Here is a 14546-nt window from a genome sequence, read left to right as displayed (position 1 = left end):
TTTGAAGTCTTTTGGACCGTAAAAACACGGTCCTTAAGACCGATCGCGATACGGTCCGTGTGAATTTTGATGAAAATGGCCTGGCGAACGGTCCATTTCACTTGCGTATGATGGAAGTAAGGTACGGACCAAAAAAAACCCTTCACATTGGCGTGAAGGGATTTCCTTATGTTACGGGGTCAAGACGTAATCAATCGTGGTTAAAGCTTACTTTTCCACTTTCCATATCGTACACTGCGGAAACGATTTTTATTTCTCCCTTATCCTCCATTTCGGCCATGGTAGGGGAAGCTTCCCTTATGTTTTTTACGGTACGTATGGCGTTATTGGTAATGACGGCATTGGTGAAAACGGTGTTTTTAGAACTGACTTCGCCATCTGTTTTCGTTTCCGTTACCGCGGGCCGTATTTCATCGATGAGATTTGCTAATGAATTCATGTTCAATGCGCGGGCGTCAACATTGTCAATGGTCGATTTGACGGCACCACATTCCGTATGCCCCATTACAATGACCACCTTTGATCCCGCGACCGCCGTAGCGAATTCCATAGATCCCACAATGTCCTCGTTTTCGATGTTACCGGCAACCCGGGCTACAAAAATATCGCCGATGCCCAGATCAAAAACATCTTCTACGGGAACCCGACTATCCACACACGAGAGTACGATCGCCTTGGGAAATTGGCCTATCATGGCTTTTCTACGTTGTTCGGAATGGTCGCGACGCGTAAGGTTGTTGTTCATGAAATTTTCATTTCCCTTTTTTAGTCTTCCCACAATTTCGTCAGGGGACATCCCTGCCTGTTCCTCAGCGGTCAAAATACTGACTACGGGCTTTTCTATGGATGCTGTTTTGGTTGCTACAACCTTTGTTTGAGTCGGTTCGGAATTCTTGTAAGTGTCTTTGCACCCAATCATAACCGCCATTAGTGTAATTCCGGTAAAAAGTGATTTTACGTTTTTCATTTGTATAATGTTTAAAGTTAAAATGTATGGTGTAAACTAAATTGTAATTGTCCTTTTTGCCAATTGGAAGTGGTCTGCTGCATCCAGCCCAACTGAATCCTAAGTTTGCTGCTAAGGGCGTAGCCCAGGCCCAAATAGGTTCGGTTCCGATCAAAAAATGGTACCGTTCCACCGTTACCGATGTTGCGCTCCCCGTTTATGAAAAGCTCATTATAAAAAGCGGTATAATAGGTGTTCTTCACTATGGTTGAATTGTTCAAGGGTACATTGATGAAGAGGTTGTAGCGATAACGCGTTCTAAAATCCTGCTCGGCCACCCAACGTTGTTCATACCGAAATCGGTGGGTCAACAGCAGCCTTTTTAAAATGGTGTTCGAAAAAAGAGCTTCTTGATAGATACGGTTTTCCACAACGGGGTCGTCAATTTCGGTGCCGAACCGGCCGGACGAAATGTTTGCATATCCCATGGTGAACTTGACATTGGAGCCGGTCGGGCTATAGGTTAGTCCGGAACGCAGTAAAAGCTGTTCCCGATCCCCTAGGCCACGCCAGTCGCGATATTGGAAATCGCCCTGTATTCCCCAGTTGGAGTTCTCGAACGTGGTGTTATAGAAATACATGTACCACGCACCCAGTTGCTCCTCGTCCGGCCCTTGTGCCATAACCCCAATGGTTGTCAGTGAAAAGAGAAATGAAGTAAGGAGGTATCGCCACATACTGTTTAATTTTTATTTGTAAATCCTGAACAAAAATAGGGGTATGGTCTTGTTCTTTCACTACGATTAACAAATATTTAATAGTATTACTATTCATATCGATAGTAATGCTACTGAATTCCTATTTTTAGTACTGAAAGCCAGTGATATCCGACTATAATATCATTTGATTTCCATGTTCCAAGGGGGACAGGACTGCTTGGTAAGCCATAGGAAACCCCTATTTAGCGATACGTTTTCTGAAGGGTGTTATGGAGGGGTATCTACAATTTGGTACCGTAGTACCATTGCTTTAGGGCCATCGGTTGGTGACCCTTAGGTATACTTTAGAATTTCCGGTAAGGTAGCATGTTTCAGATTACCTAAAAGGCATCTGTTATGGAAGCCGAAAACAGTGTTTCGCTCTAAGTCATCACCTTATTCCGTACCGGAACCTATAATGACCTTATGGTATTCCGCCTCACCGTTTGTATAGCGCAGCTGTAAAAGGTAATGGCCACTGGAAAGACCCGAAATACCGATTTCTGCCTTACTTTCTTTATCGATATCCTTTGTTACCGCTACTTTGCCCGTTGTACCTATGAACAGCACCGCTTTTACCATTTCTCTTGAACTGGAGACATTCAGTGCGTCGTAGGCCGGGTTAGGGAAAAATCTGGTATCGGAGTTTTCGGTTGTTTCCGCTACAAAAGCAGTATCCTGGTTCGTTTCGGAATTATTTTCTGGCGATTTAAATGTGATATGCAAAACCGCCGCCTTGTCGCGATCCCCGTCATACGACTCCGCGGTACGTTCTCCGCTGCCCCGGATGATAAAGGCCATGGCATTGGCAGGCGCCCAATCCGTTCCGTTGATGATTTCTTGAACGATGGTTTTTAGGTTGGGTGTGCGTTGCGCGGCCCGTGCTTCGCCGACCAACTCCCATGCTTTGGGATTCCAGGATACACTCGCATCAGTAGTTGCGCGTTCGGAAATATCCGTATCGATAGTCCTGAATATTGGGGCATCGCCTATTTGCTGCCCTTTGATCTGCAAACTGGTCGTACCGGATTTTTCTTCATCCGTAGTAAATTGGATATAGGCTTTTGTAACGGTCGCACCTTTGGGAATAGTGATGTTCCGGAACCGCAGACCAATGGTTTGTGCATCCTGATCTTCCACTAGCTCTATGTCGGAACTGTTGAGGTCAACAGTTCCATTAGGACCTTCTTCCGCATCATCTTTTTTAGTAACAATGGGGATACGCAGCGTGTTTTCTTCGGAACCCTCATTGTTCGGGTCCACCACCTCAATACTACAGCTTGCAGTAAAACGATCATCGTCGGTCGTGGCCGTTATTATCGTGCTGCCCGGGGAAATGGTTGTAACGGTTCCATCGGAGGCTACACTAGCAACCGCCGTGGCGGAGGAGCTCCAATTAACGCTGGGATCCGTAGTATTATCGGGAAGTATTGTGGGCAATAGGGTATAGGTAGTGCCCACTTCCAAAGCCGAAGCCGGACAATTCTCAAAAACGATTTCTTCGATCGGGATGCATGCATCGTTACCCGTATTGCCACCAACGCAATTTTCGCAATCGTCTACATAGGCCGATCCGTCCACATCGCCATTGCAATCGGTAGTTGGTGCCGATGGTGTTTCGGTCAAACTATTTAAATACTCTTCAATATTGGTGTAGCCATCACTGTTACGGTCTTTAGGCCCGTCGGTAATATCGTTGGCATTTAGTCCCTTTGCCCTTTCCCATGCATCGGGCATTCCATCGCAATCGCTGTCCAACGGGGCGACCCCTTCTTCTAGAACGGGATATCCGCCCACCGCCGAGGGATTATCGATAATGCGTCCGGTCCTGTTCCGTACACCATCTATAGTACCCTTATCGGCTGTATCACGCGCCGGCAGGTTAGCGCCAACATCGGTCAGTACCTCCTCATAGGCTTGGCTTGCCGAGGTAGTGGTTATGGAGGGAAACGGATACCTGGTATCGACTACGGTGCCGGGTTCCCTAAAGTTGACGATCGCATCTTCGGGAAAGCTATTGTCCGGTCTCACATGTTCCGCAATGTTTTCCTTTAAAAACAAGTGTATTCCAGGCGTTTTTACCTGAATTCCATTTTCGGTCATGTCGCTATCCGCTCCCGGAATCAAATAGTTTTTTACGTAATTCATAAATACGTCCCCATAGCGATTCTCTATTTTGACCACAGATCCTCCCCAATTGTAGGTCACATTGTTTACCAGATCGTGTTCCCCGGAAAGGATCATGGGGTTACGTGCACCATTGTTGGCAAAAAGGTTGTGGTGCATGGATACCTGCTCTGCATTTTGGAGTAATAGCCCTTTGCTATGACAACCTTCCGGATGGGAATTACAGTCCAACGCATCTGCGATAATGTTCCATTGAAAAGTGAGGTTGGTCACATTTTTATCCGGATCTCCGGTGTAGGTCGCAACGGTTTCATCGACCCCCCAAGTAATGGAACAGTGGTCGATGATAATGTCGTGGGCTTCTTCTGTTTTGATGCTCAAGGCGTCCTTGTTTTCGGATCCTTCCGCAGTCACTCCCGAGCCGGGCCGTATTCTGATGTAGCGCATAACAATGTCATGGGTTTTCATGACAAGCGGAATTTCATCGTTTTTGGTCCTAAGACAGATTCCTCCCCCGGGAGCGGACTGTCCGGCAATGGTAATATAAGGATCTAAGATTTTAACACTGGTTTCCAAAGTGATGGTCCCTCCCAATTTGAACATTACGATCCTTGGACCGGAAGCTTCACAAGCGGCCCTAAAACTGCCCTCGCCGGAATCCCTCAGGTTGGTTACATAGAGTACCTCACCGCCACGACCGCCTTTGGCGGAGGCCCCAAAGCCCTCAGCTCCGGGAAAGGCCGGAATCTGGGCGGATGTCGAAAATGTAAAAAAGAAAATACCGATAACCAGTGCAAAACGCACGTATCCATTGCTCATGATCGTCATTATTTGGGGGTGACACTATGATATACGGGTAATTCACGCCCATTGGACCATGTAGCACTTTTCCGAACGGGTCTTCTTACAAAGTACATCGAATAGGAGCAATCATGGATACTGGAATCGGTAATTTTTAATACCGATCTGTAAGATAATGGTGGGTCGTTGCCCCGCCGCTCCGAACGTACCGCGGCGTAGCTTTGCTTATGTTGGCCAAAAGCAATTTTTTTATTCTTCCCGCGAAAAAGGCCTTGCTGGGTTTCCGACTCAGTTGATGTAAACGAAACCGGTCAATTCTCCCTTCGTACCATCGTCTCTTTCATAGGTTAAAATGTAGTAATAGGTGCCTACCGGGAGCTTTTCTTCCTCGGATACCGTTGCCCTTCCCAGGGAAATACCTCTGAATGCAACCGTATCGGAATCATAGCCATTGGCATTGTAAACCAAAACGCCCCAACGGTTATAAATGGAAACGGTATTGGTAGGGAAATTTTCAAGCCCCGCTATAAAGAGAACATCATTTAGTCCGTCGTCGTTCGGTGATATCAAATTGAACACTTCCAGACCGTCGTTCGGTGGTCGTTGGTCATCATTCAGTATGGTGCCCGTGGCGGTATCCTGTATAATATTGAGTTGCTCCGCCGTGGTTTCGGTGATGGCTATCGTAAAGGTCTCGTCCGGTTCGAGTATGCTATCCGGAAAAGTCGGTACCAGGATGCTCATATTGGTCTCACCGGCCGGAATAGTAAATTGGATTTCGGTATTTTGATAGTCTTCCGCATCGGCAGTTCCGTTTTGCAGACCTAGCGTTATCGAAATGTCTATGTTTTCACAAACACTGTTGCTAAGGGTGATCGGAAAAGCAATGGTGTCTCCTTCCAACGCACTTGCGCTTTCAATTTCCATACGTGGTACCTCTTGTACGTTTAGCACCACTTCATCGCTAATTACCGATTGGCAGACGTATGTGGCATTACGTGCCAAAACGCGGTACCGTGTTCCGTTTTCGGTGTTGGTCGCCCCGTTTACGGAAAGCGTTTCGGTGTCGACCCCATCGTATAGGGCATTGTTGGAAAGGTCTGTCCATACCGTTCCGTCAAAAGTTTGCCATTGATAGGTATCCGAATTTTCCGTACTTACCGTAAAGACCGCTGCGCTCTCGGGGCAAATTTGAATGTCCGTTGGTTGCATGGCAATGGTAGGAGGGTTTTGTAGTTCCAAAAATTCCGGTATGTCGTTCCTATCCACATCTGCCGGGTTTTGGTAGGATGCCGCTATAACGGTTCCATCGGCGTTGGTTGCAGGCGATCCGCTTCCATACCTTCCATTGTTGTCGACATCGGCCTGTGCGTCCGCGTAACCTTCGTCGGCATCGCCGCAACCGTCCCCATCACTATCCCCGTCCAAATGGTTGGGAAGGGTATCGCCGTCAACATTTTCAATACTACTTGCCCGTATATCAAAAAACAGGTCATCCAGTCTGGAAAAACTGTCCGGGCTATCGTCCGTACTTCCATATACATAGATTCTAAAGGTGTAGTTGGTGTTGCTTGCCAACGGCTGCGGATCAATGTCCATCAACTCGTAAGTGGCAGATGCGGTTCCGGTATCGGTATGGGATACATCTGAAGCGAGTTGTACCATTGCCGCCGTTTCCCTTGCATAAAAAGTAGTGCTAAGAAAAGAATCTCCTTGGGCCGGATTTTCCAAGACCGAGGTCACGTTCACCAATTCCATGAAGGAAACGGTGTTTCCGGTCCGAAAGGTAATTTCGACAAAATGGTCGTTTGCTATGGCATCGGCAAGGGTAGGGGAGCTGATGTTGCTGATGTTGAGTCCATTTGCCGTGCCGGTCGCGGTCAACCCATTGAGGGTGATGTCCTCCGCTGCGCTCAGTACCCAATCGGATATTTGAATACCGGTACCAGTGTTGTCCGTATCGGTAACATCATCGTCTTCATGATCCATTCCTAGGGTTCCGGACGGGTTGGAGAACGTCCATCCAAAACGCCCGTTCAGGTTTCGCTCCGATTCATCAAAGTCTAAAATACCGTCGTTGTCATCATCATAGTCGAGATCGTTTACCACCGTATCGCCATCGTTATCGGGCCGATCATCACTAGCATCCCTAAAATCGACATCGCCGGTGGTAAGGGCATCGTTATCGAGGTCGGGTAGTAAACGTGTTCCGGATACCGGGCTTTGGATGTTTCCTCCGGGAACATCATAGTTTACCGTAGCGTCCGTTTCATTGTCTAGGCCGTCATTGTCGGCGTCAGTGCCCCTTAAGAGCAATCCCGCTTCAAAGGTATCGTTGCTTCCATCGTTGTCGGAATCGCTGTCCAAATAATCGGGCAGATCGGCTGCATCCGTGTTTTCTGGAAGTAGACCGCTGAGGTACGCACTGTTTACACCGTCATTGGCGCTATAGTTCGCCGGGGTGTCGGGATTGGGGGCATTGTACCCTAAGGTACTTTGTGCCTCAACGTTATCGGGTATGCCATCACCGTCGCTATCCAGGTCAAGGAAATTGGGAAGCGCATCTGCGTCATTCGCCAGTTCATTGGGCAGGTAGTTTATCCTTCGGTCGTCTGGATCGTTCTGGACAACGTCCGGTATACCATCCGAACCGACGCTTGTGGTGATGGTTCCATTGTTCGCTACTGCCCCATGTCCTGCTTCTTCGGCGTCAAAAATACCATCGTTGTCCGAGTCCAGATCTAAATGGTTGAATACGCCATCACCGTCCGTATCCGTATTTAGGGAGGTGCGTACAAAAAATCGGAGATCGTCGATGGTCGAGAAGTCATCGGCATCGTCGTCCAGCTGTCCATACATATAGATCCTGAAGGTATAGGTCGTGTTAGGGTATAAGGTAATGAACGGAATGTCCATTAGGTCAAATTTGGCATAGGAACTGCCGTCATCGGTATGAAAAACGTCCGAGGAAATTTGGGTCATCGGACCGCTATCTACAGCAAAAAACGTACTACTGGAAAATGAATCGCCACGGGAAGGGGTTAACCAGCCCGATTCAATATCCCACAGTTCCGCATAGGAAATGTCAGGTCCCAAGGTAAAGGACATCTCCACAAAATCATTGTTGGCCATCGCATCTGCCAAGGTATTGGAAGTCATGCTGCCAATAGCAATATTTCCGTTGGTAGTGGTTGCCGAAATACCGCTGATAAAAACGTTCCCAGTAGTGGAAAAAACGGCATCCCTAACGCTAAAATCGGTCCCGGAATAGTCGGTGTCCGCAACATTGGCGTCCACATAGTCCATGGATAGGGTCCCTTGAGGGGTATTAAAGAACCACCCGAACAGGGCATTGTAGTTTTGCGATTCGTAGTAATCCGATATACCGTCATTATCATCATCTAGGTCATCACGGTCGATAATACCGTCACCATCGGTGTTGCGTTGACCAAATAGTACACTGGAGCTTAAGCAGAGTAAAATTAGGGGGAATGGAATTCTCACAAAATCGTGTTTAAGTTAAAAAGGGTTAATCGATTAACGAAATTTAAGAGGACTTCGTATCTAAAATGCGGAAAGATGCTGATTTACACGTTGATTGGGCATGTTGTACCATTGCTGATGTTAATTTACCCTTTAAAAAATGGGTCTTTCCCGTGTATACTTCAAAATAAAATATAACCGTAGCCAATGCTATGCTTAAATTTTCTTTTCCGCCTAAGCAAAAATGGTATTAAACCTACGGGTTACCCTTATTATTCATCGGTAGAAAAACAACAGTTTTTACTTGGTATGGGAGTTGTCGGCGAAAAAGAGGAGCCTTGGGGCGATTGCCCTATTGTTCAATGTCCCGTGCCCCAAAACCGATCAATTCGTTCGCTTCGAATTCCGGGGTGAGTTCAATGGGATTACAGCAGACCTCGCAGTCTTCAACATAGGTTTGCCTGCCCACCGAGGGGTCCAATAACATGGAAATTTCTTCCCAACAGTACGGGCATTGGAAGAAGTGTTCGAACATTATCGCAAAAATGGATTAGGTGTCAAAGTGAAATCGTTGTTCATATGAATTGGTCAAAGGGTAACGTTCAATAGTTGCCCGGTAAGCTGTAGTAGCTGTATTTCGGCCAGTTTCGCATCGTATTTGGCCAAATTTTTATTGGTCTGCGCGTTCAATAGGTTGATCTGTGCCTGTCTAAATTCGATGGAAGTGATCCTTCCCAATTGAAACTGTTCCTTTGAACGAATAAAATTGTTCTGATTGGTCCGTACGTTTTGTTCCTGTATTTCAAAGATGGTCAATCTGTTCTCGTATATGGCCATGGCATTTTGGATATCGCGTTCCACTTCCAAAAGCACCTGTTGTTTTAACAGTTCTTGATTCTCATAGGCAATTTTTGCATTCTTGACCCGCACCATGGTTCCACCACCGTCGAAAAGGTTCCAGGTTAAACTGGCACCGAGGCCAAAATTCCAGGTTTCATTGTTGGTACCGGGAAAAAAGGCTGAAGCGGCACTTTGGTTCAAGTTCCACCCGTAAGAGCCGTTGAGGCCGATGGTCGGTAAATAACCCGACTGGTTCACCTTAATGTCATAGGCGGTGATATTTAGGTTTTTTTCGGTCTGCAATACGGCCACATTGTTCAGGACCGCTTGGGATACAAACGTCACCAACTGTAATTTTGGGGTGAACTGCACCAAGGTATCCACGGCGAACGTTTCATTTAAATTTTGACTGAGCACCACATTAAGATCCCGTTTTACATTGGCCAATTGTTGACGTGTATTTAGGAGGTTGATGCTATCGTTGGTAACGTCCACCTGTGCATTGAGGATGTCCAATTTCGTATTCTGACCATATTCGAACGCATATTCCGCCCGTGTAATACGTTGGGTGGATATTTCCAATGCTTGTTGCAACACATTCTCGTTCTCGGTAAGTCGGGCCACTTCAAAATAGATACTGAACAATTGGAGCATGGTATTTTCAATGGTTTCGCGGGCCTGTAACTCGCTAAGTTGGTACTGCTCCTTTAGTCGTTTATAGTTGTATAGGCGCCCGAGGCCGTCGAATAGCGTGTAGTTGGCGGTAAGGCCACCGTTATAGCGTTGCGCCTCGGCCTTATCAAGTTCAATATCGGGGCGTGAAACGGGATTTCCCGATGTAGGGTCTAACAAGGGTAGCCCAAGACTGTCCTGAAGAAACTGTCCCGGAAATTCGATGGTAGAATCGTCGCGATTGTAATCGGCGCTTGCATTTGCGGTCAGTGTCGGTAGGTAGCCCGAGTTCAATATCCCCGAATTATTGTCAGCGATCGCTACCTGGTTTTTGGCCACTTTAATGCCAAAATTATTTTCCAGGGCCAATGATACGGCCTCCTGCTTGGTAAGCAAGGGTTCTTGGGAACGTACCAAGTTTGTGGCCAGTAAGGTCAGAAAAACAGTAGTCGTAAAAAATTTGTTCATGTTCTTAGGAATTGGCTGTAGGGGTTTCCGAGGGGATCGAACGGTACTTTTTGTTGGTTTCTTCAAGGTCCGATTCCAAGAGTTTTGTTGATATCGGTTCGTCGAGATCGGGCTGCATTAGCATAGAGGCTTCCTCTTTTTGTTCCTTTATGGCGCGCTCTACCTCTTCTTTCGAAATCGATTCCCCGGTCTTCAACCACTTTACATTTACTTTTAGATAGTTGCTAAAGGATAGGAATAGCGGAAGCATGATAAGGGTCAACAAGGTAGCAAAACCGATACCATAGGCGATGGAAATGGCCATAGGGATCAGAAACTGTGCCTGTCTGCTGGTCTCTAGCATCAAGGGTGCCAACCCGGCAATGGTGGTAATGGAGGTAAGGAAAATTGCCCTGAACCGGGAGCGTCCCGCCTCAAAAATAGCATCGTCGAAAGTCATTCCCTCCCTTAGGTTGCTGTTGAACTTACCGATCAACACCAGCCCATCGTTTACCATAATTCCGATCAAGGCGATAATACCCAACATGGATAGAATATTTATTGGGAAATCATGTATCCAATGGCCCCATGCCACGGCGGTAAGACTAAAGGGTACCAGTAACAACAGTAAAAAGGGTTGGCTAAAGCTTCTAAAGGTAAAGGCAATGGTGATATAGATCAATGCCAAAACGGAGAGCCCAACAAAATTTAAAGAATCGAAGAGTTTGTTGCGTTCCCGGTTTTGCCCTTCGTAGGAGGCGGTCACTGTAGGATATCGTGACTGTATTTCCGGCATGATCTCCGTTTTTATTTCGTTCATGACATCTACCGGGCTGGTAGCCTTTATATCCTTTAGGTCCGCCGAAATCTGTATCTCCCGTTGCCCCTCCAAACGGTTGATGGCCACATCGCCCCGTTCTATCGAATATTCGGCAATTTCCTTTAAGGGGACTCGGCTCCCGGTCGGGGTAACGATACGCATCTCGTCCAAATCGGTAATGGAAGAACGGTTTTCCCTATCGTAACGGACCCACACCCTTATCTCGTCCTGGCCCCGTTGAAACCGCTGGGCCTGTGCCCCAAAAAAGCCTGCCCTTACCTGGCTCATAATGGTCCGCAGGTCGAGCCCCAATAGGTATGCGTTCTCTTTTAGGACTAGGCGTATTTCCTTGATGCCGGCAGGGTCGTTATCGGCAATATCCTTTAAAGCGGCATTGTTCAGCAGCGCATCCTTTAATTCCTTTTTTGCGGCTTTTAGCTCATTAATGTTGTTTCCCAGCAGGGATACCGATACCGGATCGCCGCCGAAATTACCCCCGGAACCATATATCAAGCTCTCTACGCCCACTACAGGCCCCATAAGTTCTCGCAATCTATTGGTTACCAGATCGGAACGTATGGCATCGGGCCGTTCTTCCCCGGGCAACAGGTTAATGGTCAGTGTGGCCGCGGAAGACCCCGGACCTACCGTACGGATAACATTTTCAAAAAGCACCTTTCCGGTACCTTTAAGGTACTTTTTGGTCAGTTCTTGGTTAACGATTTCCGATTTCTCCTCGATCAAGCTAATGATGGAATCGGTCACTTTTTCGTTGGTGCCGTTGGGCATTAAAAGCTCTACCTGTACGCGATCACTGGCGATTCTCGGAAAAAAAGCGGTACGGATGATCCCGCCACCGATGGAACCGAAAGTCAACATCAGGGCCGTAGCGAACAGGGCGAACATCAGCAGTTTGTACTGTAGGGCGAACTTCAGTACGGGGCTGTACACGCGGTCGCGCATCCAACCCATAAAACGATCGCCGGAGCGGTTGATGACGCGCAGTTTGGCAAATGCCCTAGCCATACTGGATTTGGGTTCCTCTTGTTTTTTCAATGCCTTGGAATGGGCAAGGTGTGCCGGTAAAATGATCAAGGCCTCCACCAGGGAAACCACCAGGGTCAAAATAACGATGACCGATACCTCTCCAAAGAAATCACCGATCCTACCGTCGAGGAACAAAAAAATGGAAAACGCCAAAAGCGTCGTTATGATTGCCGAAACGATAGGCGGTATAACTTCCATGGTACCGTCAATAGCGGCCCGTATCGGAGATTTTCCCCTTTCGGAATGTTGGTAAATATTTTCTGCGATCACAATACCGTCATCTACCAAAATACCGATAACGATAATCATCCCAAAGAGGGAAAGTACATTTATGGTGACGTTGAAAAATCCGGCAAAAACGAACATTCCCAAAAAGGCAATCGGCAGCCCGAAGGCGACCCAAAAAGCCAATCGGATGTTCAGGAACAGCGATAGAAAAATAAGGACCAACAACATTCCCACAAGCGCATTTTCGGTGAGTAAGGCGGTTCGCTGGGTGAGCGTGGTAGATAGGTCGCGCACAACGTTCAGTTGTACGTTGTCGTATTTTTGATTGAACTCGTCAATATAGGCCTTTACCTTTTCGGCAGAGTCGATCAGATCTTCGGTATTGGTACTGGTTATGGTGGCGTTTACCGAAAGGTTCCCGTTGAAATAAGTGGCGTTCGGCGTTTCCGAAAAACGGTCCCGAATGCGGGCGATATCCTTTAAGCGAACCGTTCTTCCCGAAGGATCGGCCCGTACTACGATGTTGGAAAGTTCATCCCCATAATAAGATCGGTTATTGGCGCGGATAAGGTATTCCTCCGCATCGGTCTTTATGTTACCCCCGGTAACAAGTATATTGGCGTTTCCGACCGCCGTGGCCACTTCGTTAAAGGAGATGTCGTAGGCCAATAGATCGTTTTCGTCCACTGCAATTTCAATTTCCTCTTCCGGATATCCACTGATCGCTATTTGCGAGATGCCGTCGATGGCCCGAATGTCGTTCTCTATTTGCCGTCCAATTTGTTTTAGGGTGGCCAAGGGAATGTTCTCACCGCTAACGGCAAAACTGATGGTAGGCCGTACGGCTTCCAGTTTGGAAACGATCAAGGGTTCCATGCCGCCGGGAAAGGTCGGTACCCGATCCACCGCATTTTTTACTTCGAGCAACATGAAATCGATATCGCGCCCTTTTTCGATCTCAACATTAATACTTCCGCTATTTTCGCGGGAGGTGGCCGTAACCCGATCTACGCCTTCCAATCCTTTTAGATTGTCCTCTATTTTGAGAACGATACCTTCTTCGATTTCCAAGGGAGATGCCCCGGGATAGGTGACCGTAATCAAAATATTCTTCGATTCGGTAAGCGGAAAAAAAGAGGATTTGAGCGATAACGCCCCTACAGTACCAAAAATAAGAAAGGAGATAACGATCACATCGACCGCTACATGGTATTTTATAAAATAGGAAATTAGTTTTCTCATGATCCTTGGCTATCGGTGACGGCTTTTTCTTTAAAGACTTTTACGGCCATACCGGTATATGCACCGATAAGCGGTTTTGCCATGATGGTGGTGCCGTCGGGAACGTTTTTGACCACTACTTTCTTATCGCTAAAATACACGGGTCGTACATCGATGAGGTCCAAGATGGAATCGCGCACCACAAAAATCTGATTGCTCTCCAACAATAGGTTGCGGTCTATTTCAATGGCATTTGTCTCTTCCTTGGCGTCCAAACGGGCCTCTAGATACATGCCCTCTTTGAGGTTTTTGTCCTTTACCTCTATAAAGGCCTTTATGGTTTGGGTAGCCTGATCGACGTTTCCATTGATGCGCACCACTTTGCCCTCATAGGTTTTGGAATCGTCCAAACTGCTGAGCGCCACACGTTTTCCAATAGTGAGCAGGTCGCTAAAGGTTTTGCTAATGGCCACTTCCAGTTCATAGGCGTCCGTGTTGATGAACTCGCCCAATTTTTGGCCCGAACGTACCAAGGTGCCCTCGGTAACCAGTGCCTCGGTAAGCACACCTTTAAAAGGCGCGGAAATACGGTACTTGGAAAGCCGTTGTTCCAGGTTTTTTACGTTATAATAACTGGTAAGTATTCCGCGGCCCGTAATAAAGAACTTTTCTTTTTCGGTCACCAATTCCGGAAGTTCGGGAGTGCTTTTGTTCAGATCGAAGCTATTGAGATAGGTCTCCCACTTTGGGAAAATATCGGGATAATCCAAACGCAGGTCCGGCATAATGGAAGTCAATTGATTGTACAGGTTGCTTTTTGCCGATTGCACGTTGGCGGTATACTCGGCGGCGTCAATGCGAATGATGGTCTCTCCCCTGTTGTAGGCCGTTCCCGTTTTAAAAAGCTTGTTGCTTCCCCGGAATACGCCCTGCACCTCGGAAAAAAGGGCTACCCTTCGCTTTGCTTGTAAATTACCGTTGGCGGGAACCACAATTTTGACCGTCTCGTTTTTTACCACTGATGCAAAGACGGTCTTTACTACTTTTTCCGCCCTGGGCTTGAAACTTTTTTTACTTGCTATTATTTTTTTAGCGCCGAAATAGCCGCCAACAAGGACCAAAATGGCTATCACCGATAGGATTATTTTTCTCATGC

At 47.2% G+C, this 14546-nt stretch carries 8 protein-coding genes; all 8 read right to left on the bottom strand.

Annotation, left to right across the window (positions count from 1 at the left end):
• Nucleotides 1–190: 190 nt before the first annotated feature.
• The 8 genes from ACRD7P_RS13700 to ACRD7P_RS13665 all read right to left on the bottom strand — a co-directional run bounded on the left by ACRD7P_RS13700 (nt 191) and on the right by ACRD7P_RS13665 (nt 14544).
• A complete protein-coding gene (locus ACRD7P_RS13700; RefSeq protein WP_430908200.1) occupies nt 191–967 on the bottom strand; it encodes a carbonic anhydrase family protein in 777 nt (258 codons plus the stop codon).
• 17 nt (nt 968–984) lie between these two features.
• Entirely contained in the window at nt 985–1683 is a 699-nt protein-coding gene (locus ACRD7P_RS13695; protein WP_430908199.1) for a DUF2490 domain-containing protein, read from the bottom strand.
• A gap of 417 nt (nt 1684–2100) precedes the next feature.
• Complete coding sequence (locus tag ACRD7P_RS13690; protein ID WP_430908198.1) at nt 2101–4650, bottom strand: Ig-like domain-containing protein; 2550 nt, start codon at nt 4648–4650, stop codon at nt 2101–2103.
• Nucleotides 4651–4920: 270 nt separating this feature from the next.
• The gene (locus ACRD7P_RS13685; protein ID WP_430908197.1) at nt 4921–8136 is read right to left on the bottom strand and encodes a gliding motility-associated C-terminal domain-containing protein; all 3216 of its coding nucleotides are present in this window, start codon (nt 8134–8136) and stop codon (nt 4921–4923) included.
• A 331-nt stretch (nt 8137–8467) separates the two neighbouring features.
• Nucleotides 8468–8650, bottom strand: coding sequence for a CPXCG motif-containing cysteine-rich protein (locus ACRD7P_RS13680; RefSeq protein ID WP_430908196.1), 183 nt, complete (start codon nt 8648–8650; stop codon nt 8468–8470).
• A gap of 53 nt (nt 8651–8703) precedes the next feature.
• Nucleotides 8704–10095 (bottom strand): TolC family protein, encoded by a 1392-nt coding sequence (locus tag ACRD7P_RS13675; protein ID WP_430908195.1) that lies wholly within the window; start codon nt 10093–10095, stop codon nt 8704–8706.
• A 4-nt stretch (nt 10096–10099) separates the two neighbouring features.
• Nucleotides 10100–13411: an efflux RND transporter permease subunit gene (locus ACRD7P_RS13670; RefSeq protein WP_430908194.1), complete on the bottom strand. Its 3312-nt coding sequence runs from the start codon at nt 13409–13411 to the stop codon at nt 10100–10102.
• On the bottom strand, nt 13408–14544 hold the full coding sequence (locus tag ACRD7P_RS13665; protein WP_430908193.1) for an efflux RND transporter periplasmic adaptor subunit: 1137 nt from the start codon (nt 14542–14544) through the stop codon (nt 13408–13410). The genes ACRD7P_RS13670 and ACRD7P_RS13665 overlap by 4 nt, the downstream gene beginning before the upstream one ends.
• Nucleotides 14545–14546: the final 2 nt, after the last annotated feature.

It is taken from the genome of Maribacter sp. 2-571 (genome assembly GCF_050589625.1).
GTDB lineage: Bacteria > Bacteroidota > Bacteroidia > Flavobacteriales > Flavobacteriaceae > Pelagihabitans.
Note: the sequence above shows the minus strand (reverse complement) of the source record. Positions and strands in the feature narration are given on the sequence as shown.

What these genes read in the sequence shown, in the direction of transcription:
- ACRD7P_RS13680 (WP_430908196.1), bottom strand. Translation starts at nt 8,650, where the DNA reads ATGTTCGAACACTTCTTCCAATGCCCGTACTGTTGGGAAGAAATTTCC.
- ACRD7P_RS13695 (WP_430908199.1), bottom strand. Translation starts at nt 1,683, where the DNA reads ATGTGGCGATACCTCCTTACTTCATTTCTCTTTTCACTGACAACCATT.
- ACRD7P_RS13690 (WP_430908198.1), bottom strand. Translation starts at nt 4,650, where the DNA reads ATGAGCAATGGATACGTGCGTTTTGCACTGGTTATCGGTATTTTCTTT.
- ACRD7P_RS13675 (WP_430908195.1), bottom strand. Translation starts at nt 10,095, where the DNA reads ATGAACAAATTTTTTACGACTACTGTTTTTCTGACCTTACTGGCCACA.
- ACRD7P_RS13700 (WP_430908200.1), bottom strand. Translation starts at nt 967, where the DNA reads ATGAAAAACGTAAAATCACTTTTTACCGGAATTACACTAATGGCGGTT.
- ACRD7P_RS13670 (WP_430908194.1), bottom strand. Translation starts at nt 13,411, where the DNA reads ATGAGAAAACTAATTTCCTATTTTATAAAATACCATGTAGCGGTCGAT.
- ACRD7P_RS13665 (WP_430908193.1), bottom strand. Translation starts at nt 14,544, where the DNA reads ATGAGAAAAATAATCCTATCGGTGATAGCCATTTTGGTCCTTGTTGGC.